Here is a 21,473-nt window from a genome sequence, read left to right on the forward strand (position 1 = left end):
CCCTCACCGAAACGGGTACATCCACCCTTTGTAGTCGTTGACCAGAAGATGCGCCTTCTCGATCTGCTCCGGCGACATTTTTTTGACCACTTCTTCAAGGCTGATCGCCGCATCGGGGTCGCCGCCGATGGCGCTGAGCGTATACCACATGTACGCTCGAACCAGATCAGGCGCGGGCATGCCCAGACCCAACTCGTAGTACCAACCGATACCAGATTGCGCTCCGGGATGACCTTTCATCGAGGCGCGCAAGTACCATTCAAACGCGCGTTCATAGTCCTGTTCGACTCCAAGTCCCAACCCGTACATCACACCGATCAACTCCTCGGCTTCGGCATTGCCGGATCGCGCTGCTGGCATCAACTCTTCGCGCGCAGCCTCAAACTCTCCGGCCTCCATCAGATCGCGTGCTTGTTCCAGTTCAGCCAGCGCTGGGGTCGCGAGAAGGCAAAGGGCAAATACAAACTGGCGCATGGGATTTCTTTCCTTTTGGCAGGGACTGTGGCTGCTCAGGATCTGCCGCGCCCGCTGACGGATGACGATTTCATCCCCTTTGATATGGAACAGGCCGCTATCGGTCATCAACTGTTTTACGATTCCATTTTATCGGGAAACCGGAACATAAGCTGCGCCCATTGCCATCACCCGGATTTCGGCACCTCGGACGGCTTGTCGCTTGGCATCGGAGAAGGCGGGATGGGCTTGGGGCCAGACCGGACGCCGGGCATCGGAACGGACAAAATCCGCAAGCGAATTCCCCGCAATTCGCCGGGGCTTTGGAACCTTGGTGCAAAGGAACTTCACACGGTTTTCCATGATGGCCGTCTGAGTATCTCTGACGTCTACGGTAACGGTTTCAACTCACCCGCGCAGGAGTGGTTGCCGGACGGCTTGAATTCGCTGCTGGCCGCGCAGGCGCTTTTCCCGCTGACTTCGCAGTTTGAAATGGCCGGGAATGTGGCCGAAAATCAGGTCACCGGCGCGGTGCATGACCGCATCGACAAGGGCTGGCCGATCCTCGCCAAACGGGTACGCACCGATCCGCGCTATGGGCCCGCCATGGTCAAGGCGTTCGATGACATCGACACGACCGAGGACATCACGATAACTCAGATCACCAACGCGCTGGCCGCATTCATGGCACTGGAGTGGCGCAGCACCAACAGCCCGTTTGATCAATATCTGGCCGGAGACCATGCCGCTCTGACGCCAGAGCAATACGATGGTATGACCTTGTTCTATGGTGAGGCAGGTTGCGCAAACTGCCATTCCGGCCCGTTGCTATCGGATCAAAAATTCCACGCGCTGAGCTTGCCGCCATTTGGACCGGGCAAGACCCGCCAATGGGACCCCTATGCCCGCGACGTGGGTCATATGGGTGAAAGCAACCGTCTTGAGGACGCCTATCGTTTCCGCACACCGATGCTGCGCAATGTGACAGAGACGGCGCCCTATGGTCACAACGGTGCCTTTCCCGATCTGGAAGGCATTATTCGCCACCACTTGAACCCATCTCAGAGCCTCGCTGCCTGGACCCCTGATTTGGCCGGGCTGCCCAACGTGCCGTGGCTTGAGAATGTTGATTTCATCGTCTGGCAGGACCGTTTCGAGATGGAGCGTCATCGCCAGAAAATTGACATCGAACCGCTGGAACTGACCGATGCCCAGGTCGCAGATCTGGTGGCGTTCATGGGTGCATTGACCGGGACCACACTGGATGCGCCACTGTTCGGTGTGCCAGATGGGTTTGAGCCCTAGAGCCAAGTCTCATAGCGTGAAAACAACTAATGCGCCAAGTGCGATTGTTGAGAGAAAGAATACCAGGCTTCGGTCATATCGGTTCTCTACGCGTCGCCAATCCTTCAGGCTGCCGAATATGAACTCGATCCGATTACGGCGTTTGTAGCGACGCTTATCGTACTCCACCGGTCTCTTTCTCTGTTGCCAATCTGGAATACACGCGCGTAAACGCGGTAACTGCCGTCCGACTCTGACATTCGGACGGACGGTTTGCCACCAAGGAGGCAAGCATCTATTTTCTTTGAAAAAAGTGGTGAGCCGTGCAGGATTCGAACCTGCGACCCACTGATTAAAAGTCAGTTGCTCTACCAACTGAGCTAACGGCCCACTCTTTTTAGGATCTCTTCGATCCGCAGCACTCTGTAAGGTAAATACCCGACCGGGTTCAAGACCTTATTTCGTACTTCAGTTCGCCGTCATTCGTATGAGTTCGGCGCCCCGATAGGCGGCCTAATTAGGCAGGTGGAACTGGGGGGTCAACCCCTTTTTTCAGGAATCTACGCGACAGGGTGGATTCATGTCCGGACCGGCGTTATATGCCCGCCATGCAACAGATACTCGACACCGGTTTGGCCTTTATGAAGATGCACGGGTTGGGCAACGACTTTGTCGTTGTCGATGCGCGCGCGCATGCCGTGCCGGTCACCCCGGCCCTTGCCAGGGGAATCGGGCACCGGCAGTTCGGCGTGGGATTCGATCAGTTGGCGGTGATCGAACGCGGCGAAGCGGATGCGCATCTGGTGTTCTACAATGTCGACGGGTCGACTTCGGCTGCGTGTGGCAACGCCACGCGCTGTATCGCTCGGTTTCTGATGGACGAGACGGGCAAATCCGAACTCACGCTCACAACTGAACGCGGCACACTGCAGGCCCGCGACGCTGGCGATGGACTGACGTCGGTGAATATGGGGCACCCCCAACTTCTTTGGAACGAGATTCCCCTGGCGGAAGAGATGGACACGCTGGAACTGCCGATAGAAGGTGGTCCAACAGCGACCGGCATGGGCAACCCGCACTGCACTTTCTTTGTCGACAACGCCGAGGCCATTCCGATGGAAGAGTTCGGCGAGCGTTACGAATACCATCCACTCTATCCCGAACGCACCAATGTTCAGGTCGCACAGATAGTCACACCCGACCACATCCGCATGCGGGTGTGGGAGCGAGGAGTGGGGATCACTCTGGCCTCGGGGTCATCGTCTTGTGCCACGGCCGTCGCTGCAGCACGCAGAGGTCTCACTGGGCGCAAAGTACAAGTTGACCTGGATGGCGGCACAATCTGGATCGACTGGCGCGAGGATGGGGTCTGGATGACGGGACCCACAGCCCATGTGTTTTCGGGCACGCTGACGCCTGAATACCTGAGGTCACTGGAATGAACCCGCCTAAGTTCAGCACTCTGGGCTGCCGCCTGAACGCCTATGAGACCGAAGCGATGAAAGAACTGTCGCAGCAGGCTGGCCTAACGGATGCTGTGATCGTCAACACCTGCGCGGTGACCGCCGAGGCCGTCCGCAAGGCGCGGCAGGAGATTCGCAAGCTGCGCCGCGAAAACCCCTCGGCACGTCTGATCGTCACCGGGTGCGCGGCGCAAACCGAGCCGCAGACCTTTGCTGCTATGGACGAAGTAGACGCGGTCATCGGCAACACCGAAAAGATGCAACCGGATACCTGGAAAGGCATGGCCGCCGATTTCATCGGTCAGACCGAGGCGATTCAGGTTGACGACATCATGTCTGTCACGGAAACCGCCGGGCATCTGATTGATGGCTTCGGAACCCGCTCACGCGCCTATGTACAGGTTCAGAATGGCTGCGATCATCGCTGCACCTTCTGTATTATCCCTTACGGCCGGGGCAATTCTCGCAGCGTCCCTGCGGGCGTTGTGGTGGATCAGATCAAACGATTGGTCGATAGGGGCTACAACGAAGTTGTTCTGACCGGGGTCGATCTGACCTCATGGGGCGCGGATCTGCCCGCTCAGCCGAAACTGGGCGATCTCGTGATGCGCATCCTTAAACTGGTGCCCGATCTGTCTCGTCTGCGCATCAGCTCAATCGACTCGATCGAAGTCGACGAGAACCTGATGCATGCCATCGCGACCGAGCCGCGCCTGATGCCCCATTTACATCTGTCCTTGCAGCATGGCGACGATCTGATCCTGAAGCGCATGAAACGCCGCCACCTGCGCGAAGATGCGATTCGTTTCACTGAAGACGCCATCAAACTACGACCCGACATGACTTTTGGCGCGGACATCATCGCTGGCTTCCCGACCGAGTCCGAGGCTCATTTCGAGAATTCCCTCAAGCTCGTCACCGAGTGCAACCTGACCTGGCTGCATGTATTCCCCTATTCCAAACGCGAAGGCACTCCGGCAGCCCGCATACCGCAACAGATCAACGGCAATGTCATCAAAGAACGCGCCGCGCGCCTACGCGCCGCTGGCGATGCACAAGTCATCAAGCATCTGACGGCACAGATCGGCAAAACCCACAATATCCTGATGGAAAATCCCACAATGGGCCGCACCGAACAATTCACCGAAGTAACCTTCGGCAACGCCCAACCCGAAGGCGAGATCGTAATCGCGACGATACGGGGGCACAGCAAAGCTCAATTACAAGTGTGATCCGTTGTTCATCTGGCCCAAAATACCTCGGGGATGAATTGGCCGCAGGCCAAGAAGGGGCTGGCCCCTTCCACACCATCGCAACAAAAAAAACCCCCGTCACCGTGATGGCGCGGGGGTTTAGTTTTTAGTTATACGTCGACCTTAGTCCAGACGTTTGCCCTTTATCGGTGCCCACAGGCGCTTGTTCACAAGGTACAGCAGAACAGACAGAACTGTCAGGAACAGAACACCGACGAAACCGGCATTTTTGCGCTCCATCATTTTCGGCTCGGCGCTCCACATCAAGAAGGCTGCTATGTCTTCGGACATTGCCTCAACGGTTGCAGGATGTCCGTCGGCAAATTCAACCTGATCTTCTGCCAGCGGCGGAGCCATGGAAATCCAACCACCGGGGAAGGCCTTGTTCTCATAGAGAACAGTACCGGCTTCTTCCTTTTCTTCACCGGTATAACCATCCAGAAGCGAGGCAATATATTCCGCGCCCCCCATGCCTTTGACCAGCTGGTTGATGCCCAGACCGTAAGGACCATGGAAACCGGCACGGGCCTTCGCCATCAGGCTCAGGTCAGGCGCGCCGACACCGTTGTTGGCCGGGAAGTGGTCGGTCGGGATTGCCGGGCGGAAATCGTCCAGCTCGGGATCGAACACCTCGAAGTTGTCGGCCGCGTAGGTGATGACTTGCTCTTCCGAATACCCCAAATCTTCAAGGGTCCGAAGAGGTACATATTGCAGACCATGGCAGGCTGCGCAGACCTCGGTATAGATCTGTAGGCCGCGCTGAAGCTGGTTCTGATCCCAGGTTCCAAACGGTCCCTCGAACGAGAAGTCGAAATCTTCGATGTGCTGCTCACCGCCACCTGCCGCAAAAGTCGAGGCGGGCGCAAGGGCCAAAGCGAACGCGGCACCGATTGCAAGTTTCTTGAACATGTTTCCGGTCCCTCTTCTTACTCGGCCGGCGTGGCGTCGGCGTTTGCCTTGCCATAATGCGCGTTGAAGTCTTCTTCGATGGTTTCCGGCTGCGCCTCGGGTTTTTCGATGACACCCAGGATCGGCAGGATCACGAAGAAATAGGCGAACCAGTAAGCCGAAGCGATCAGCGAGAAGGTCGCATAGGGCTCTTCCGCGGGCATCGCACCCAGCCACATCAAAGCAAAGAAGTCGATGATCAAAAGGTAGAACCACCATTTGAACATCGGACGATACTTGCCCGAACGCACGGTCGAGGTGTCCAGCCAAGGGGCTAGGGCCATGGCCAGGATCGCACCAAACATCGCAATCACACCAAAGAACTTGGCGTCGATGATGCCGCCGGTGATGAAGCTGGCGAACTGAACGACCCAGACTTCGCCAGTGAACGCACGCAGGATCGCGTAGAATGGCAGGAAGTACCATTCAGGGACGATGTGCGCAGGAGTAACCAGCGGGTTGGCTTCGATGTAGTTATCCGGGTGACCCAAGTAGTTCGGCATGTAGCCCACGATGGCCCAGAACACGACCAGAATGACCGCCAGCGCGAACAGGTCCTTGATCACGAAATAGGGCCAGAACGGCAGCGTGTCTTTCTCTGCCTCGGCTTTCGAGCCACGGCGAACCTCAACACCTGTCGGGTTGTTGTTGCCTGTGGTGTGGAAGGCCCAGATATGCACGATCACAAGCGCCGCGATAACAAACGGCAGAAGGTAGTGCAGCGAGAAAAAGCGGTTCAGAGTGGCGTTGTCCACCGCAGGTCCGCCCAGCAACCAGGTCTGGATCGCATCACCAACAAACGGGATCGCACCAAACAGGCCGGTGATCACGGTCGCACCCCAGAAGGACATCTGCCCCCAGGGCAGAACGTAGCCCATGAACGCAGTGCCCATCATCATCAGGTAAATGAGCATCCCGATGATCCACGTAATCTCACGCGGGGCTTTGTACGAGCCGTAGAACAGGCCGCGGAAGATGTGGATGTAGACTGCTACAAAGAACAGCGATGCGCCGTTCATGTGCAGATAGCGCAGCATATAGCCGCCGTTCACGTTGCGCATGATGTGTTCGATGCTGGCAAAGGCCAGATCAACATGCGGGGTGTAGTGCATCACCAGAACGATACCGGTGACGATCTGCAACGCCAGGCAGAACGCCAGGACGATGCCCCAGATCCACCACCAGTTCAGGTTCTTGGGGGTTGGGATCATCAGGGTGTCATAAAGCAGGCCGACGATGGGCAGACGGCTGTTCAGCCACTTCTCGCCATTTGTCTTCGGCTCGTAATGATCGTGGGGAATTCCGGACATAAGTTAGGTCTCCCTTAGCCGAGCTTGATGGTGGTGGCGTCCACCCATTCAACGGGCGGAATGGGCAGGTTTTCAGGCGCGGGGCCTTTGCGGATACGACCGGCAAGATCGTAGTGCGAGCCGTGGCAGGGGCAGAACCAACCGCCAAAGTCGCCAGCATCGCCAAGCGGCACACAACCCAAGTGTGTACAAACACCCATCTGAACGATCCACGCCCCTTCTCCTTCGCCTTCGGGCGAAGGCATGACGCGATTGGCATCGGTCGCTGGTGCGTCGGCGTTCAGGTTGAAGTTACGAGCCAGCGGGTCAGGCAGCGCGTCGACACCTTCAGCGTCCTGCTCCTGAGCTTCCTGAATCTCGGCACCTGTGCGGTGACGGATGAAAACAGGCTTACCCAACCACTTTGCAGTCAGCTGCGTACCCGGCTCTACCCCGCTCACATCCACACGGATCGAGGACAGCGCCTGAACGTCTGCCGATGGGTTCATTTGATTTACCAGGGGCCAAACGGCAGCCCCGGTGGCAACGACACCTGCGCCGCCAGCGACGTAGTAGAGGAAATCTCTGCGGGTGCCTTCGTGGTCTTCAGCTTGGGACACGAGGTTATCTCCGATTATCTGGCGCCCGCGAACGGGCATAAAGCTCGCGCACCGCACAAGTGCGGCGTCTTAAACGGGGTATCTATCGGGGAGAATAGAGTTCGTCCAGCGCTCTTAAACGCGCAATACGCCGCATCTAAGCATTCATGTCACGGTGAAAGGGCAAAATTTCAATCTCAAATGCAGATTTTAACCCTCAGAGCGGCGAATTGCGCCAGGCAGATGGGACGTGATTCGACATCGACCCGCGCTGGTAGATCCCCAAATTGAAATCTCCTCACCCTATGCGAACGCCGCCGATTTCACGTGCAGCTCTACCTTAAGAACACTGTATTCCTTCTATTTTAGCGCGATACGATTTCTCTTAAATTATTAATATAAAATAGATATTTCAAACACGTGATTATCTACCAGAATTCGATTGCACTCTAAACGGGAATGCGTGAAAGGCCACAGGCGCAATATTCCCAGCCGGAGATGTTCAATGCTCAAGATAGCAGCAACCGTAGTTTTTGTTTCGTTTCTGACTTCAGTACAGGCGATCGCAGCCGGCGATCCGGCGAAAGGCGAACAGCTCTATAACAGATGCTCTTCGTGCCATGCGATCATCAAAAATGGCGAGGTTCTGGTCAAAGGCGGCATCACCGGGCCGAATCTCTTTGGCGTAGTTGGCCGCACCGCCGGAACTGAGAACGATTATCTTTATGGAAGTGAACGTTTGCCCATCGGGATGTTCACCGACGACATGATCCGCGCCGGGCAAGAAGGGCTTGTGTGGACTGAAGAAAACATCGCCGCCTATTCTCGGGATCCGATCGGGTTCATCAAGGAATATCTGGGTGATGACACCGCCCGCCCGAACATGAGCGTCAAGCTGAAAAAAGGCGCAGATGACATCGCTGCTTATCTCGCCACATTCAGCGCTCAATGAATGGAAGGCGAGAACGCGTGCCTCAGGCCTTGCGCATCAACGAGGCCAAGCGCGCCACCTCGCTGCCAAGTCCTGCTGAGTGCACGTGATCAGCCGCGCGATGTCGCGCCTCATCGGGCTTGTTCTGATTCAGCTTCCAAGTGCCGTCGATATCCGAGATCATGAGTCGGCAGGGAACGATCATGCGCATCATTCTATCCAGCGCGTCTGGTGTCATCTTAGACGCCAACCATGGCGGCTTTGGCAGCAGGCGATTTTCAAAGTCTGCCGCCTGCCGGTCGAGCAGATTTCGCAGGTCGTCCGTTGGCCGCATCTCAAGCACTCCAGTCAGATGCACCGCTACATAGTTCCAGGTCGGCACCTGATCATCGACTTCGTACCAGTCAGGCGAGATATACCCATCCGGCCCCAACACAGCGATCTTCGCAGGTTGCGGCTGTTTCAGCGCCCTAACAATCGGATTTGACCGGACCAGATGCAGGTCAGCCGATGAAGCATCCTCGTTCAGAAGAAAGGGAACGTGGCTTAACAACGGTACACCCGATGTCGACACCGCCAGAACACCAAAGGCGCGGTCACGCGCAAACTCGATGTGACGCTCGCGCGTCTCGGCGCGAAAGGTGGGATTGGGATGCATATTCGTCCTCCTGCCAATTTCTCTTGCAGAAGCGATATCTCCTTGGCAAGGTCCCACTCGTTCTCAGGGCGGGGCGAAATTCCCCACCGGCGGTATGCGGGCATGACCCGTAAGCCCGCGAGCGGCCCCGGTCTCCGGGGTGTCAGCAGATCTGGTGAGAAGCCAGAGCCGACGGTTACAGTCCGGATGAAAGAGAACGTGCAGCACGCCGGTAATGCGGTGTGCCTGCTCGTGATCGCCTTGGGTGACGTGTCTGTTACGAAAGGAGATCATGATGACACACACCCGCTATGCTTTTGTCAAAGCCAACTGGCATTCAGATATCGTGGATCGCGCGCTGGATGGGTTTCTCGAACTAATTCCAGCCGATCAGGTTGATGTATTCGACGTTCCGGGCGCTTTCGAGATGCCCCTGCTGGCCCGTGACCTAGCGCAAACGGGGCGCTACGCCGCCGTAGCCTGCGCTGCCTTTGTAGTGGATGGCGGCATCTACCGGCATGACTTCGTCGCACAAGCGGTTGTCGATGGCTTGATGCGGGCCGGGCTCGATTCAGGTGTTCCGGTCCTGTCGGTCTCGCTGACACCGCATCAGTATCAGGAAACGGATCACCACAACGCCATCTATCGCGCGCATTTCATCGAGAAAGGGCGCGAGGCAGCTCATGCAGCGCTCAAGATCAACGCAACCCGCGCCGCGGTGGCTCAAGCCGCCTGATTTATTCCAATCGCGCCGCCCACAGGGCGGCGCTTGCTTCTCTGCAAATGCAAATCCGCTTGAGGACCAAGGCACTCCCCGCTAATCACATCGCTCAAAGGAGCATGCCCCATGTCGATGAACAGTTTTGGCCACCTCTTCCGCGTTACCACCTGGGGTGAAAGCCACGGGCCCGCTTTGGGTGCGACCATAGATGGCTGCCCTCCGGGCGTCACGATCGATGAAGGCATGATCCAGCATTGGCTGGACAAGCGCAAACCAGGTCAGAACAAATTCACCACACAGCGGCGCGAACCCGATCAGGTCAAAATCCTGTCTGGTGTTTTCGAAGGCCAGACCACAGGCACACCGGTGCAGTTGATGATCGAGAACACCGATCAGCGCTCGAAAGACTACGGCGACATCATGGACAAGTTTCGTCCGGGACACGCCGACATCACATATTGGCAGAAGTACGGGATCCGTGACTATCGCGGCGGCGGGCGCAGTTCGGCGAGGGAAACGGCATCACGTGTGGCGGCCGGAGGACTCGCGCGTGAGGCTATCAAACAGATCGCTCCGAATGTTCAAATCACCGGTTATATGACCCAGATCGGTCCGCACAAGATCGACCGTGCCAATTTCGACTGGTCGCAGATCGAACAGAATCCATTCTGGACGCCCGACGCCAAAGCAGCCGAAGATTGGGCCGTTTATCTGGACGACCTGCGCAAATCCGGCAACTCGGTCGGCGCAGTGGTCGAAGTGGTCGCGCGCGGCGTTCCGGCGGGGCTCGGCGCGCCGGTTTATGCCAAGTTAGACACTGATCTGGCTGCAGCCATGATGTCGATAAACGCCGTTAAAGGGGTTGAAATCGGTGAAGGCATGAGCGCCGCCGAACTGACTGGCGAGGCCAACGCCGACGAGATATTCATGGGACAGGACGGCCCTCAATACAGCTCGAACCACGCTGGCGGTATTCTGGGCGGCATTTCGACCGGCCAGGATCTTGTGGTGCGCTTTGCGGTCAAGCCGACCTCGTCCATTTTGACCACCCGCAAGACCATCACCAAATCCGGCGAAGAGACCAAGATCATTACCAAAGGCCGCCACGACCCCTGCGTCGGCATCCGCGCCGTTCCGGTAGGTGAGGCAATGATGGCTTGCGTGATCCTCGATCACCTGCTCCTGCATCGTGGTCAAATCGGCGAGAACCGTGGACGGATTGGCTGATCTGCGCGCTTCGCTGCGCGCTGTCGTCAGGCAACGGATGCAGACGGATCCGGCGCATGATCTGGCGCACCTGGATCGGGTTTGGGTTAATGCGCAGGCGATTGCGGATGATGAAACCAACCCGCGTGTCTTGCTGGCGGCGTGTTATCTGCATGATCTGATCAACCTGTCAAAAGATGACCCGGATCGGCATCTGGCCTCGATGCGATCCGCCGCTGAATCAGAGCCTATTCTTGAAGAATTCGGCTATTCCACCACTGAAATTGGAGCCGTGCAGCACGCGATTGCCGCCCATAGCTTTTCGGCTAACATCCCGCCCGAAACACCCGAGGCGCGAATACTACGGGATGCCGATCGTCTGGATGCGTTGGGTGCTATCGGTATTGCCCGCAACTTTTCAGTCTCGGGCGCCCTGGGACGCACCCTTTATGACCCGTCAGATCCGTTTGCCGAAAACCGTTTACCTAATGACCTGATTTTTTCAATCGATCACTGGCAAATAAAACTGCTGCGCTTACCCAATGATATGCTGACCGAAAAAGGCAGGGCCATCGCGCAGGACCGAGCCGCGCGGATGATGAGGTTTCTAAAGGACCTGTCAGAGGAAATTGGAGCTCAGCTTCCACTAGACTGGTCCAATCTCTGATACGGCAACTTTGGCCAGTTGATCTTTCCGCCTCAAAGGCGCAGGTTCGCGACCATGGCGAAATCCTTAACATCGCATCGTCCGGCATTGGCCGTGGCGCTCAAGCTCAGTGCGCTCGTGCTGTTCACGACGATGTCTGCATTGGTCAAGGCTTTGTCAGATGATTTCCCGCCGGGAGAGATGGTGTTTTTCCGCTCGCTTTTCGCGATTCCGGTTATCATCGCCTGGCTGGTCTGGCGAGGAGAGCTGGTGCACGGCTTTGTCGTCAAGAAGCCGATGGGCCATTTCTGGCGCGGGGTTCTGGGAACCTCGGCCATGGGACTGACCTTTACTGGTCTTAGCCTGTTGCCGCTGCCCGAGGTAACCGCCATCGGATATGCAACCCCGATCTTCACGCTGATTCTGGCTGCAATCATGTTGGGCGAGCGGATACGAATGATTCGTATCGGGGCCGTCGCGCTTGGCCTCGTCGGCGTTCTGATCATGATCTGGCCCCGGCTGGGTTCAGGCACTGCCGAAACCGCCGCAACAATAGGTGCGCTTTGCGTGCTGGCTGCAACCGTTGCCCGTGCCTTTGTGCAGATACATATTCGACAACTGGTACAGGTGGATCATCCCGCCGCAATCGTGTTCTATTTCTCTCTCACAGCGACCTTGCTTTCGGGTCTCACAGTGTTTTGGGGCTGGGTTATCCCGACATGGGAGCAAGCCGCATTGCTGGTGACAATCGGCCTGATCGGCGGAGTGGCGCAGATTCTGGTGACCTCGTCCTACAAGTTTGGACAAGCGTCAATGCTGGCACCTTATGACTACACCACAATGCTGTTCGCCATTGTCATTGGTTATTTCTGGTTCGATGAGTTGCCAACCCTGGTGATGCTGGGTGGCGCGGCGTTGGTGATTGCAGGCAACGTCGTGGTGATCCTGCGTGAACGACAACTTGGCCTTGATCGGACCAAAGCGCGATCAGCAACGGATCCCAAAGCCTGACTTTACCTTTCGCAATCTTTCCCTAGGTTGGGTCGCGATACACCTATGAGGTTTCCCGATGAGCGACGCACAGAACCACAAAGAAAAGATGCAAGAGGTGCAAGCCAAGCACCGCAAGAAAGTCTCGGAAGCGGTCGATCCCGGCCGGGGACTGGTGCTGATCAATACAGGTAAGGGCAAGGGAAAATCCTCGGCTGCGTTTGGCGTGGTGATCCGGGCATTGGGCTGGGGCCAGAAAGTGGCTGTGGTTCAGTTCATCAAGGGCAAGTGGAAAACCGGTGAGCGCAGGTTCTTTGAGGGACGCGATCTGGTCACCTGGCACACGATGGGCGAAGGGTTTACCTGGGATACGCAGGACCGCGAGCGCGACATCGCGGCAGCGACTTCGGCCTTCAACAAGGCCTGTGATCTGATGAAAAGCGGCGACTACGATCTGGTTGTTCTCGACGAGATCAATATCGCCCTGCGCTACGAATACCTTTCAGTAGACACTGTTATTGAGGGGCTTCAGACCCGATCAGACAAAACCAGCGTGTTCCTGACTGGCCGGGATGCCCCGCAAGCCCTCAGGGACTATGCGGATCTGGTAACCGAGATGACCGAAGAAAAACACCCGTTCCAAGCTGGCATCAAAGCCCAACGTGGTGTGGATTTCTAGGCCCGCGCACCACCCTCATTCAGCGCGCGCATCGAATCGCGCCTGACTGCGTACATCGTTGCGGCTGAGCGTTCTTCGAGCGCCCGGCAGCGCTCGGCGTTGCAGGTCTTGTGATCGAGATAGGCCGCGACTTCTGAGGTTAGCGCGTCGCAATCACACGATGCACAGCAGGGATCGGCCATCAGTTCTTCAAATCGATCACGCAATCGCGGGCTCCTTTGGTCGTTCCCGGGGCGATGGCGGGCCTTCACATCTGCTTTTGCTGAGCCCACAGATCGCCCCGGAACCAGTTGCTTGATGGTGTCATCTGGCGTTGCGTTATATCTGATAGTTTTTGTCGGAAAATTCAAGCCTGAAAACCTGATGCAAAAGGGGCGACCTATTGGGCAAATTTGGCCTTATTAGTGTCTAAAACAAAAAAGGGCCATCCGGATGCCCGCATGGCCCAGCTGATCGCTACGGTTCTGACTCACTTCAAGCAATAGCGCTCTGTTCGGGCGCGCTGAGCGAGATCACTACAACGACTGCGGCCCCGTTCACCCAGTAGAACAACGCATCAAGCCCAGAAAACCCAAACAGGCTGGGTGCCAAAAGGAAGGTGACGCCGACAAGCAAATCAACAGCCAAGTGAAACTTGTATGGCAGAACCCGCCAAATCCCAAGGTGATGATCTGTCAGAACGGTCAGTAAGAATGCTGCAATGCCGGTCACAACGGACAGCCAGAGTGCCAGCGGGTTGGACTGGCCCAACCCCAGTACAAAAGGCAAAATCATCAGCGCAATCGCAACCGGGTAGTCAAGATAGGCATGGACAGAGCGGGTGACAAAACGCAGGGACATGTGAACTTCCTTTCTTCAATCAGTGATGATCAAAGATTAGGGGCACGCGATTGAACGCAACATCTCAGTTCGTTTTGCAATTATTGCAGATCGTTCAATTGATCAGTACGATTAGTGCATCGCACGGTACGCGGCGGGCGACAGTCCGACCTGCTTCTTGAACACGCGTGAAAACGCAGCCTCGGACGCGTATCCCACTTCTGCTGCGGCATCCGCAACGTTCCAGCGATTTTCGGTCAACCCATGGCACGCGATCTGCATCCGCCAGTCCGTCAGGTACTGCATCGGGGTAGTCCCCATCTTTTGTGAGAAAAGCTGCGCAAATGCGGTGCGTGACATTGCTGCTTCTCGCGCGAGCATCGCAACGCTCCACTCCTGCGCCGGAGACTGGTGAAATGCAGTCAGCGCCCGCGAGATGCGCGGATCGGCAAATCCGGCAAGCGCGGCATCATGAGGACTTTGATGTTCAAGGTATGCCCGGATCGCTTGCGCAAACAGCACTTCGGACAGTTTCAGCGCGATCAGGTCACCGCCGATACGAGCACCGGACACTTCAGATCCGATCATGCGCAATGTCGCCTCGATCCAGGCACCCGCTTCTTCACCGTAATTCTCGATCAGTATAAAAGGTGGCAACCGGTCGATCAGCATATGACCGGTTCCGTTTCGCCCGGCTGGCCCGGTGAATGAGAAATGTCCGCAAATCAGTTGCGTATCGCGCTCATCTTCCTCACCGCCATAAACCAGGACACCATCGCCTTTGTAGCCTGACAGCTCTAACACCTGCTCAAGGGGCAAGGCATCATAGGGTTTGACTTCATTACACAGCAGCGCATGCGGCGCACCGTGGGGAATAAGGATCAGATCACCCTGCCGCAACCGCAAGGTCTCGCCGGTTGTTGTCAGGTGCACCTTCAATTCACCGCGTTGCACAAAGTGAAACCGGGCCACGTTCTCGAAGCCCGGCACCTGTATCCCAAACGGCGGAGTAAAGGATGTGCGGAAATAAAATGTGCCACGCAGAGACAGGCGTGTAAGGATATCGCTGAGAAGATCTAACATGAGCCAACAATACGGCTTGGCCCGGCAGCGTCCATAACTTCGAACGATCTGCATGCATATTTGCATGATCTGCAATCAAAACCCCCGCCTGAGCGGGGGTTCAATACGGTGTTAACTTACGCGCGGACCAATTTCTCGTAATCTTCGGCGATTTCGCGGGTCAGATCGCCGACCTCGAAGGTATAATCGCCGATCTGCCCGACAGGTGTAACCTCGGCTGCAGTGCCAGTCAGCCAGCATTGCTCGAAATCGGCCATCTCCTCGGGACGGATCCGACGTTCATGAACAGTGATGCCCTTGTCTTTCAGCATCTGGATCACCGTCTGACGAGTGATGCCGTTGAGGAAGCAATCGGCCAGCGGGGTGTGCACTTCGCCATCCTGAACGAAGAAGACATTTGCCCCCGTCGCCTCGGCGACGTTGCCATTATAATCCATGAACAAAGCGTCCGAGCAGCCTTTGGCCTCAGCTTTGTGTTTGGAAATGGTGCAGATCATGTAAAGACCTGCTGCCTTGGCATGGACTGGAATGGTTTCCGGACTGGGTCGTTTCCACTCGGCGATGTCCAACTTGGCGCCTTGCATCTTAGCGTCACCGTAATAGGCACCCCAAGGCCAAACAGCGATGGCCATCCGAACCGGATTCTTGGCGGACGCCACACCCATATCCTCGCCCGAGCCACGCCAGACCAGCGCACGTACATACGCATCTTGAAGACCACTGGCTTTGAGCGCTTCTTCCTTGGCGGCCTCGATCTCATCGACCGAGTATGGCATCGGCATATCCAGCGCCTCTGCCGACGCGATCAGGCGTTCGGAATGTTCGCGGCTTTTGAAGATCTTGCCGTTGTAAGCGCGCTCACCCTCGAACACCGAAGACGCATAATGCATCGCGTGGGACAGGATGTGCACATTGGCCTCACGCCAGGGCACCAATTCGCCATCCATCCAGATGACACCGTCGCGATCGTCATATCCAGCCATGCGAAACCTCCTGAACCGGTCGATATTTCCGAATGTTGCGCCGTTTAGGTCCGTATCGGACACAATGTTGCGCAAAAACTGCGATTCGATACCTGTGCGCTCTTGGAATGTCAATAAGGCTGACATAAAGTCAGATTATATTGCGAATGAGGCCCAACATGACCGAAATCCGTCCCGCCCCGGTCTTTGGCGGAGAAAGCCTGTTGTTTCTGACAGATGAACAACTGAGGCAGGGCATCGAGGCCATGTTTTTTGCCTATCGCGGCTTTACCGCTGATCCGGACCGTATCCTGACTGAATTGGCCTATGGCCGTGCTCATCATCGGGCCATCCACTTCATCAACCGTGCGCCGGGTACAACCGTCAACAACTTACTGGCCATATTGGGTGTCACGAAACAATCGCTGAATCGCGTCTTGCGCAGCCTGATTGAAGATGGGTTGGTCGAAAGCCGGGTCGGAACAGTGGACAAACGCGAACGCCACCTATTTCTGACGGATAAAGGAAAGGCACTCGAGGCCAAACTATCTGACGCCCAGCGCGCCCGGATGCGTGCGGCCTACAAAGATGCGGGCCCCGAAGCGGTGGCCGGGTTTCGCAAAGTGCTTGAAGCGATGATGGATGCTGATATGCGTCGTGCATATACGAAACTGCGGGATACGACTTCATGAGCGAAATGGACGCCCATCTTCTGATCGTCGACGATGACGAGCGTATTCGTGATTTGCTCAAGAAATTCCTGATGCGCAGCGGTTTTCTTGTAACCGCGGCGCGGGATGCAGCGCACGCACGGCGGGTTTTGTCGGGGCTGGATTTCGATCTGATTGTGCTGGATGTGATGATGCCCGGCGAAGACGGCGTTAGCCTGACCCGATCCCTGCGCGACACCCATTCCACCCCGATCCTGCTGTTGACGGCCAAGGGCGAGACCGAGCATCGGATTGCCGGGCTTGAGGCGGGTGCGGATGACTATCTGGCCAAGCCATTCGAGCCGAAAGAGTTGCTGCTGAGGATCAACGCCATTCTGCGTCGGATGCCAGAGACACCTGCACAGGACACGGCGGCGAAGATTCTACATCTTGGGCCCATTCGCTATGATATCGAACGCGGTGAGATGTGGCAGGGCGAAGACCCGGTGCGCCTAACCGCGACCGAAAGCCAGTTGATGAAAATATTCTCGGCTCAACCCGGCGAACCGATCAGCCGAGCCAAGCTGGTCGAAGATCTGGGGCGTGACAAAGGTCAGGCACAGGAGCGCGCTGTGGACGTACAGATCACCCGCTTGCGTCGGAAGCTTGAGCAAGATCCGAAGCAACCCCGGTATCTGCAGACCGTACGGGGTGCAGGGTATATGTTGGCACCGGATTGATTTTGCCGCTGCGCGGCGATCTTAGGCCTTCGGCGAAGGTATTTTTAGCCAGATGAAGATGGGATCCTGATGAAAACCGCCCTTTTGACCCATGCAGATTGTTTGCACCATGTGACACCTGAGGGACATCCGGAACGGGTGGCGCGGTTAGAGCATATCCTACATGCACTTGAAGGGCTGGATCTTCAGCGTGTGACGGCGCCGTTGGCGGCGGATGATGATCTGCTAAGGGTGCATCCGCAGAACCATATCAGCGATATTCTCGACCACAGGCCCCCGGATGGGTTCAAACAGATTGATGGGGATACGTTCATGTCTCCGGGATCTGTTGATGCAGCCTTTCGTGCGGCGGGTGCCGCCGTGCGGGCCGTTGATATAGTTCTGGCCGGCGAAGCGCCGAACGCGTTTTGCGCTATTCGGCCTCCGGGGCATCATGCCGAGACCGAGACGGCCATGGGGTTCTGCCTGTTTGGGAATGCCGCGCTGGCTGCAAAGCACGCGTTGGATCATCACGGGTTGAACCGCGTGGCAGTGGTGGATTTCGACGTGCATCATGGCAATGGCACGCAAGACCTGCTGTGGGACGAGAAACGCGCTTTGGTGATTACCAGCCAGCAGATGCCCTTATGGCCCGGCTCGGGCCGCCCGGATGAGACCGGTGCTTATGAAACCGTTTTGAACATACCATTGGCTCCGGGCACGGGTGGGGCCGAGATGCGGGCAGCCTATGAAGCGCAAGCCTTTCCGCGTCTGCGGGCGTTTAGGCCGGAACTGATCATTATTTCCGCTGGGTTTGATGCGCATCAGGATGATCCGTTGGCCAATCTCAATTGGTCCACTGGCGATTTCGCCTGGATCACGGCGGAGCTGTGCAAGATTGCCGATGACGTGTGTGATGGCCGTATCGTCTCGACTCTGGAAGGCGGTTATGATCTGAACGCATTGGCCGAGGCGACACGCGCCCATGTGGAAGAACTGATAAAGGCAGCACGATGACCGATACCCCAGTTGAACAAATGACGTTCGAACAAGCGATGAAAGAGCTTGAGGCCGTGGTTGGCCAGTTGGAACGTGGTGATGTGGCGCTGGATCAATCGATTGCGCTGTACGAACGTGGCGCCGCATTGAAGAAGCGCTGCGAGGATGAGCTGAAGCGTGCTGAGGAAAAAGTGGCCGCGATCACTCTGGACGCAGATGGCCAGCCAACCGGGACGACGCCTGTCGAAGGTCAGTAAATGTTTCGTGAAAAGCTGGCACAGGATGCCACGCTGATTCAGAGCCATTTCGATCTGGTTCTGAGCGCGCTGGATGATCTGGATGTGACACGGGCCATGGCCTATGCCACCGAGGGCGGCAAGCGTCTGCGAGGGTTTCTGGTATTGGAAAGCGCGCGGTTGCTTGGCGTCGATACAGCTCGGGCAATCTGGCCAGCGACGGGTATCGAAGCGCTGCATGCATACTCTCTGGTCCATGACGACCTGCCTTGCATGGATGATGACGACCTGAGGCGTGGACGCCCGACGGTGCACGTGAAATGGGATGAGGGCACCGCCGTTCTGGCCGGGGATGCGCTGCAGACACTTGCGTTTGAGCTTTGCACGCGGCCAGAGGTCGGAAATGCTGAAATACGCGCTGAACTGGCTCTAACACTGGCAAAAGCGAGCGGCGCACAGGGTATGGTTCTGGGTCAGGCGCTGGATATCGCCGCTGAGACGGCGGCGGAGCCGCTGACACTGGATGAGATTACACATCTGCAAGCGGGCAAGACCGGTGCGTTGATCGAATGGTCCGCCTGTGCGGGTGCGCGATTGGCGCAGGCCGATCCCACCCAATTGCGCCAATATGCCCAGGCGCTTGGGCTTGCCTTTCAGATCGCGGATGACATTTTGGATGTCGAAGGAGATGCCGAAAAGGCCGGAAAGCGGCTACAGAAAGACGCCGAGGCGGGCAAAGCGACCTTTGTCTCGCTACTGGGTTTGGACGCCGCCAGATCCCGTGCAATTGAGCTTGTGGAACAGGCTTGTGCTGCGCTGGACGAACATGGCTCCGCTGCAGAAACCTTGAAGCAGGCTGCCCGCTTCGTTATTGCCCGGGACAGCTAAGCCAGGAACACCAAATGTCTGACCGCCCGAATACGCCCTTGTTGGACCTTGTGAGCCGCCCAGCGGATCTGAAGCAGTTTTCAGATGCGCAGTTGCATCAGGTCGCACATGAGTTGCGGGCCGAGACGATTTCAGCAGTTTCGGTGACCGGAGGGCATCTGGGCGCGGGTCTGGGTGTCGTCGAGCTGACCACGGCGCTGCACGCGGTATTCGACACGCCACGAGACAAGATCATCTGGGACGTAGGTCACCAGTGTTATCCGCACAAGATTCTGACAGAACGCCGGGACCGAATTCGCACCCTGCGCACAAAAGACGGCCTAAGCGGATTCACCAAGCGCAGTGAAAGCGCCTATGATCCATTCGGCGCTGCACATTCCAGTACCTCGATCAGTGCCGCGCTAGGCTTTGCTGTCGCGCGTGATCTGGGCGGCGTTACGCCTGAAGGGCTGGGCGATGCGATCGCTGTGATCGGCGATGGCTCTATGTCCGCCGGCATGGCCTTTGAGGCGATGAACAACGCAGGCCACCTGAAGAAACGCTTGATCGTAATTCTCAATGACAATGAGATGAGCATTGCACCGCCGGTGGGTGCCCTATCGAATTATCTATCGCGCATTTATGCCGAAGAACCATTTCACGATCTGAAAGCTGCTGCCAAAGGTGCGGTGTCGTTGCTGCCGGAACCCTTCCGCGAAGGGGCAAAGCGCGCCAAGGATATGCTGAAGGGCATGGCCATGGGCGGGACGCTATTTGAAGAGCTCGGCTTTTCCTATCTTGGCCCGATCGACGGGCATGATCTGGACCAGTTGCTGACGGTTCTGCGTGCGGTCAAGGCGAAGGCAAGCGGACCGATCCTGATCCATGTGTTGACCAAGAAAGGCAAGGGGTATGCCCCCGCCGAACAGGCCCGCGACAAGGGTCACGCGACCGCCAAGTTCGATGTGGTGACGGGCGAGCAGAAAAAGGCGCCTTCGAACGCGCCTTCCTATACCTCGGTCTTTGGCAAGACACTGGTCGATGAAGCAGCGCGGGATGACAAGATCGTCGCGGTTACAGCCGCGATGCCGGACGGTACCGGGCTGAACCTGTTTGCCGAGCGCTATCCGTCGCGCTGTTTCGACGTAGCGATTGCCGAACAGCATGGCGTGACCTTCTCGGCTGCGTTGGCCGCCGGGGGGATGAAGCCTTTCTGTGCGATGTATTCAACCTTCCTGCAGCGTGGCTATGATCAGGTTGTGCATGATGTGGCGATCCAACGCCTGCCGGTGCGATTTGCCATCGACCGTGCGGGTCTGGTTGGGGCAGACGGTGCGACCCATGCGGGGTCGTTTGATATTGCTTACATGGCCAACCTTCCGGGTATGGTTGTCATGGCGGCTGCAGATGAGGCCGAATTGATGCACATGGTCGCCACTGCGGTGGCACATGACGATGGCCCGATCGCTTTCCGGTATCCTCGCGGCGAAGGAGCGGGCGTTGATCTGCCCGAGCGCGGAGAAGTATTGGAGATCGGCAAGGGCCGGTTGATCCAGAAAGGTGCCCGAGTGGCGCTGCTGTCTTTCGGTACGCGGCTGGCCGAGGTGCAGAAAGCGGCAGAGGCGCTGTCGGCGCGCGGGATCAAGCCCACCATCGCCGATGCACGCTTTGCCAAACCGCTGGATCGGGACCTGATCCTTGATCTGGCTGCCAATCACGAGGCACTGATCACCATCGAGGAAGGGGCCATCGGCGGCTTTGGCAGCCATGTTGCGCAATTGCTTGCGGATGAGGGCGTGTTTGACGAAGGGTTGAAGTATCGCTCGATGGTGCTGCCGGATATCTTCATCGATCAGGCGAGCCCGGCGGATATGTACGCCGTCGCAGGAATGAACGCAGAACAGATCGAGGCAAAGGTGCTTTCGGTTCTTGGCGTTGCTACAATCGGTGAGAAACGCGCCTGATATTCGGGTGTTGCCGCCCCTGGATGCTGAAAAAATAAGCAGTTCAAAAATGATCTAGGTCAATTCCTTACACGC

24 protein-coding genes, 1 tRNA gene and 1 riboswitch are annotated in these 21,473 nt (G+C 57.1%); of the genes, 15 read left to right on the plus strand and 10 right to left on the minus strand.

The genetic code is table 11. From position 1 onward, the window contains the following. Positions 1-3 precede the first annotated feature (3 nt). Entirely contained in the window at positions 4-474 is a 471-nt protein-coding gene (locus ACR0I1_RS17690) for a tetratricopeptide repeat protein (protein ID WP_480707430.1), read from the minus strand. A 15-nt stretch (positions 475-489) separates the two neighbouring features. Between ACR0I1_RS17690 and ACR0I1_RS17695 the strand changes: the two genes are divergently transcribed. Further along, complete coding sequence (locus tag ACR0I1_RS17695; protein ID WP_480707431.1) at positions 490-1,758, plus strand: cytochrome-c peroxidase; 1,269 nt, start codon at positions 490-492, stop codon at positions 1,756-1,758. Positions 1,759-2,051: 293 nt separating this feature from the next. On the opposite strand, the gene ACR0I1_RS17700 is transcribed toward ACR0I1_RS17695, so the two are convergent. Next, positions 2,052-2,127, minus strand: a tRNA-Lys gene (locus ACR0I1_RS17700). A gap of 209 nt (positions 2,128-2,336) precedes the next feature. On the opposite strand from ACR0I1_RS17700, the gene dapF reads away from it, so the two are divergent. Next, entirely contained in the window at positions 2,337-3,179 is an 843-nt protein-coding gene (dapF, locus tag ACR0I1_RS17705; RefSeq protein WP_480707432.1) for a diaminopimelate epimerase, read from the plus strand. Beyond that, entirely contained in the window at positions 3,176-4,432 is a 1,257-nt protein-coding gene (gene mtaB / locus ACR0I1_RS17710) for a tRNA (N(6)-L-threonylcarbamoyladenosine(37)-C(2))-methylthiotransferase MtaB (RefSeq protein WP_170648334.1), read from the plus strand. Before dapF ends, mtaB begins: the two co-directional genes overlap by 4 nt. A 144-nt stretch (positions 4,433-4,576) precedes the next feature. On the opposite strand, the gene ACR0I1_RS17715 is transcribed toward mtaB, so the two are convergent. The 3 genes from ACR0I1_RS17715 to petA are packed head-to-tail and all read right to left on the minus strand — an operon-like array spanning position 4,577 to position 7,310. Continuing rightward, complete coding sequence (locus ACR0I1_RS17715) at positions 4,577-5,362, minus strand: cytochrome c1 (RefSeq protein ID WP_170398299.1); 786 nt, start codon at positions 5,360-5,362, stop codon at positions 4,577-4,579. Positions 5,363-5,379: 17 nt separating this feature from the next. After that, a complete protein-coding gene (gene petB / locus ACR0I1_RS17720; protein ID WP_170398296.1) occupies positions 5,380-6,711 on the minus strand; it encodes a cytochrome b in 1,332 nt (443 codons plus the stop codon). Positions 6,712-6,725: 14 nt separating this feature from the next. After that, complete coding sequence (gene petA / locus ACR0I1_RS17725) at positions 6,726-7,310, minus strand: ubiquinol-cytochrome c reductase iron-sulfur subunit (RefSeq protein WP_170398293.1); 585 nt, start codon at positions 7,308-7,310, stop codon at positions 6,726-6,728. A gap of 484 nt (positions 7,311-7,794) precedes the next feature. Here petA and ACR0I1_RS17730 point away from each other — a divergent pair, with 484 nt between their 5' ends. Further along, the gene (locus ACR0I1_RS17730) at positions 7,795-8,241 is read left to right on the plus strand and encodes a c-type cytochrome (RefSeq protein WP_480707433.1); all 447 of its coding nucleotides are present in this window, start codon (positions 7,795-7,797) and stop codon (positions 8,239-8,241) included. A gap of 22 nt (positions 8,242-8,263) precedes the next feature. Here the strand turns inward: ACR0I1_RS17730 and ACR0I1_RS17735 are convergent, their stop codons facing one another. Then, positions 8,264-8,878 (minus strand): FMN-binding negative transcriptional regulator, encoded by a 615-nt coding sequence (locus ACR0I1_RS17735; RefSeq protein ID WP_480707434.1) that lies wholly within the window; start codon positions 8,876-8,878, stop codon positions 8,264-8,266. 55 nt (positions 8,879-8,933) lie between these two features. Further along, positions 8,934-9,080: riboswitch (FMN riboswitch) on the plus strand. 72 nt (positions 9,081-9,152) lie between these two features. Here ACR0I1_RS17735 and ACR0I1_RS17740 point away from each other — a divergent pair. The 5 genes from ACR0I1_RS17740 to cobO all read left to right on the plus strand — a co-directional run bounded on the left by ACR0I1_RS17740 (position 9,153) and on the right by cobO (position 13,099). After that, complete coding sequence (locus ACR0I1_RS17740; RefSeq protein WP_480707435.1) at positions 9,153-9,593, plus strand: 6,7-dimethyl-8-ribityllumazine synthase; 441 nt, start codon at positions 9,153-9,155, stop codon at positions 9,591-9,593. 111 nt (positions 9,594-9,704) lie between these two features. Continuing rightward, positions 9,705-10,805 carry a chorismate synthase gene (aroC, locus tag ACR0I1_RS17745; RefSeq protein WP_480707436.1) on the plus strand — a complete coding sequence of 367 codons (1,101 nt, stop codon included), beginning with the start codon at positions 9,705-9,707 and terminating at the stop codon, positions 10,803-10,805. Then, positions 10,789-11,451, plus strand: coding sequence for an HD domain-containing protein (locus ACR0I1_RS17750; RefSeq protein ID WP_170613152.1), 663 nt, complete (start codon positions 10,789-10,791; stop codon positions 11,449-11,451). The genes aroC and ACR0I1_RS17750 overlap by 17 nt, the downstream gene beginning before the upstream one ends. A gap of 54 nt (positions 11,452-11,505) precedes the next feature. Then, positions 11,506-12,441 (plus strand): DMT family transporter, encoded by a 936-nt coding sequence (locus tag ACR0I1_RS17755; RefSeq protein ID WP_170398226.1) that lies wholly within the window; start codon positions 11,506-11,508, stop codon positions 12,439-12,441. Between the two features lie 58 nt (positions 12,442-12,499). Beyond that, a complete protein-coding gene (gene cobO / locus ACR0I1_RS17760) occupies positions 12,500-13,099 on the plus strand; it encodes a cob(I)yrinic acid a,c-diamide adenosyltransferase (protein ID WP_170625409.1) in 600 nt (199 codons plus the stop codon). Here cobO and ACR0I1_RS17765 read toward each other — a convergent pair. The 4 genes from ACR0I1_RS17765 to ACR0I1_RS17780 all read right to left on the minus strand — a co-directional run bounded on the left by ACR0I1_RS17765 (position 13,096) and on the right by ACR0I1_RS17780 (position 15,984). Continuing rightward, the gene (locus ACR0I1_RS17765) at positions 13,096-13,305 is read right to left on the minus strand and encodes a hypothetical protein (RefSeq protein WP_170398221.1); all 210 of its coding nucleotides are present in this window, start codon (positions 13,303-13,305) and stop codon (positions 13,096-13,098) included. The genes cobO and ACR0I1_RS17765 overlap by 4 nt on opposite strands. Before the next feature lie 268 nt (positions 13,306-13,573). After that, positions 13,574-13,939 (minus strand): SPW repeat domain-containing protein, encoded by a 366-nt coding sequence (locus tag ACR0I1_RS17770; protein ID WP_480707437.1) that lies wholly within the window; start codon positions 13,937-13,939, stop codon positions 13,574-13,576. Between the two features lie 111 nt (positions 13,940-14,050). Beyond that, complete coding sequence (locus ACR0I1_RS17775; RefSeq protein ID WP_480707438.1) at positions 14,051-15,001, minus strand: AraC family transcriptional regulator; 951 nt, start codon at positions 14,999-15,001, stop codon at positions 14,051-14,053. 116 nt (positions 15,002-15,117) lie between these two features. Further along, a complete protein-coding gene (locus ACR0I1_RS17780) occupies positions 15,118-15,984 on the minus strand; it encodes a branched-chain amino acid aminotransferase (protein ID WP_170566675.1) in 867 nt (288 codons plus the stop codon). 158 nt (positions 15,985-16,142) lie between these two features. On the opposite strand from ACR0I1_RS17780, the gene ACR0I1_RS17785 reads away from it, so the two are divergent. The 6 genes from ACR0I1_RS17785 to dxs all read left to right on the plus strand — a co-directional run bounded on the left by ACR0I1_RS17785 (position 16,143) and on the right by dxs (position 21,398). Then, positions 16,143-16,655 (plus strand): MarR family winged helix-turn-helix transcriptional regulator, encoded by a 513-nt coding sequence (locus tag ACR0I1_RS17785; protein ID WP_480707439.1) that lies wholly within the window; start codon positions 16,143-16,145, stop codon positions 16,653-16,655. Continuing rightward, complete coding sequence (locus tag ACR0I1_RS17790) at positions 16,652-17,353, plus strand: response regulator (RefSeq protein WP_170513633.1); 702 nt, start codon at positions 16,652-16,654, stop codon at positions 17,351-17,353. The genes ACR0I1_RS17785 and ACR0I1_RS17790 overlap by 4 nt, the downstream gene beginning before the upstream one ends. A 69-nt stretch (positions 17,354-17,422) precedes the next feature. After that, positions 17,423-18,349, plus strand: coding sequence for a histone deacetylase family protein (locus tag ACR0I1_RS17795; protein WP_480707440.1), 927 nt, complete (start codon positions 17,423-17,425; stop codon positions 18,347-18,349). Further along, positions 18,346-18,588 carry an exodeoxyribonuclease VII small subunit gene (locus ACR0I1_RS17800; RefSeq protein WP_010443127.1) on the plus strand — a complete coding sequence of 81 codons (243 nt, stop codon included), beginning with the start codon at positions 18,346-18,348 and terminating at the stop codon, positions 18,586-18,588. Before ACR0I1_RS17795 ends, ACR0I1_RS17800 begins: the two co-directional genes overlap by 4 nt. Beyond that, entirely contained in the window at positions 18,589-19,455 is an 867-nt protein-coding gene (locus ACR0I1_RS17805) for a polyprenyl synthetase family protein (RefSeq protein WP_170466527.1), read from the plus strand. 14 nt (positions 19,456-19,469) lie between these two features. Next, positions 19,470-21,398, plus strand: coding sequence for a 1-deoxy-D-xylulose-5-phosphate synthase (gene dxs / locus ACR0I1_RS17810; protein WP_170466524.1), 1,929 nt, complete (start codon positions 19,470-19,472; stop codon positions 21,396-21,398). The last annotated feature ends 75 nt before the right edge of the window (positions 21,399-21,473 follow it).

The sequence above is a fragment of the Ruegeria sp. B11 genome, from assembly GCF_056539785.1.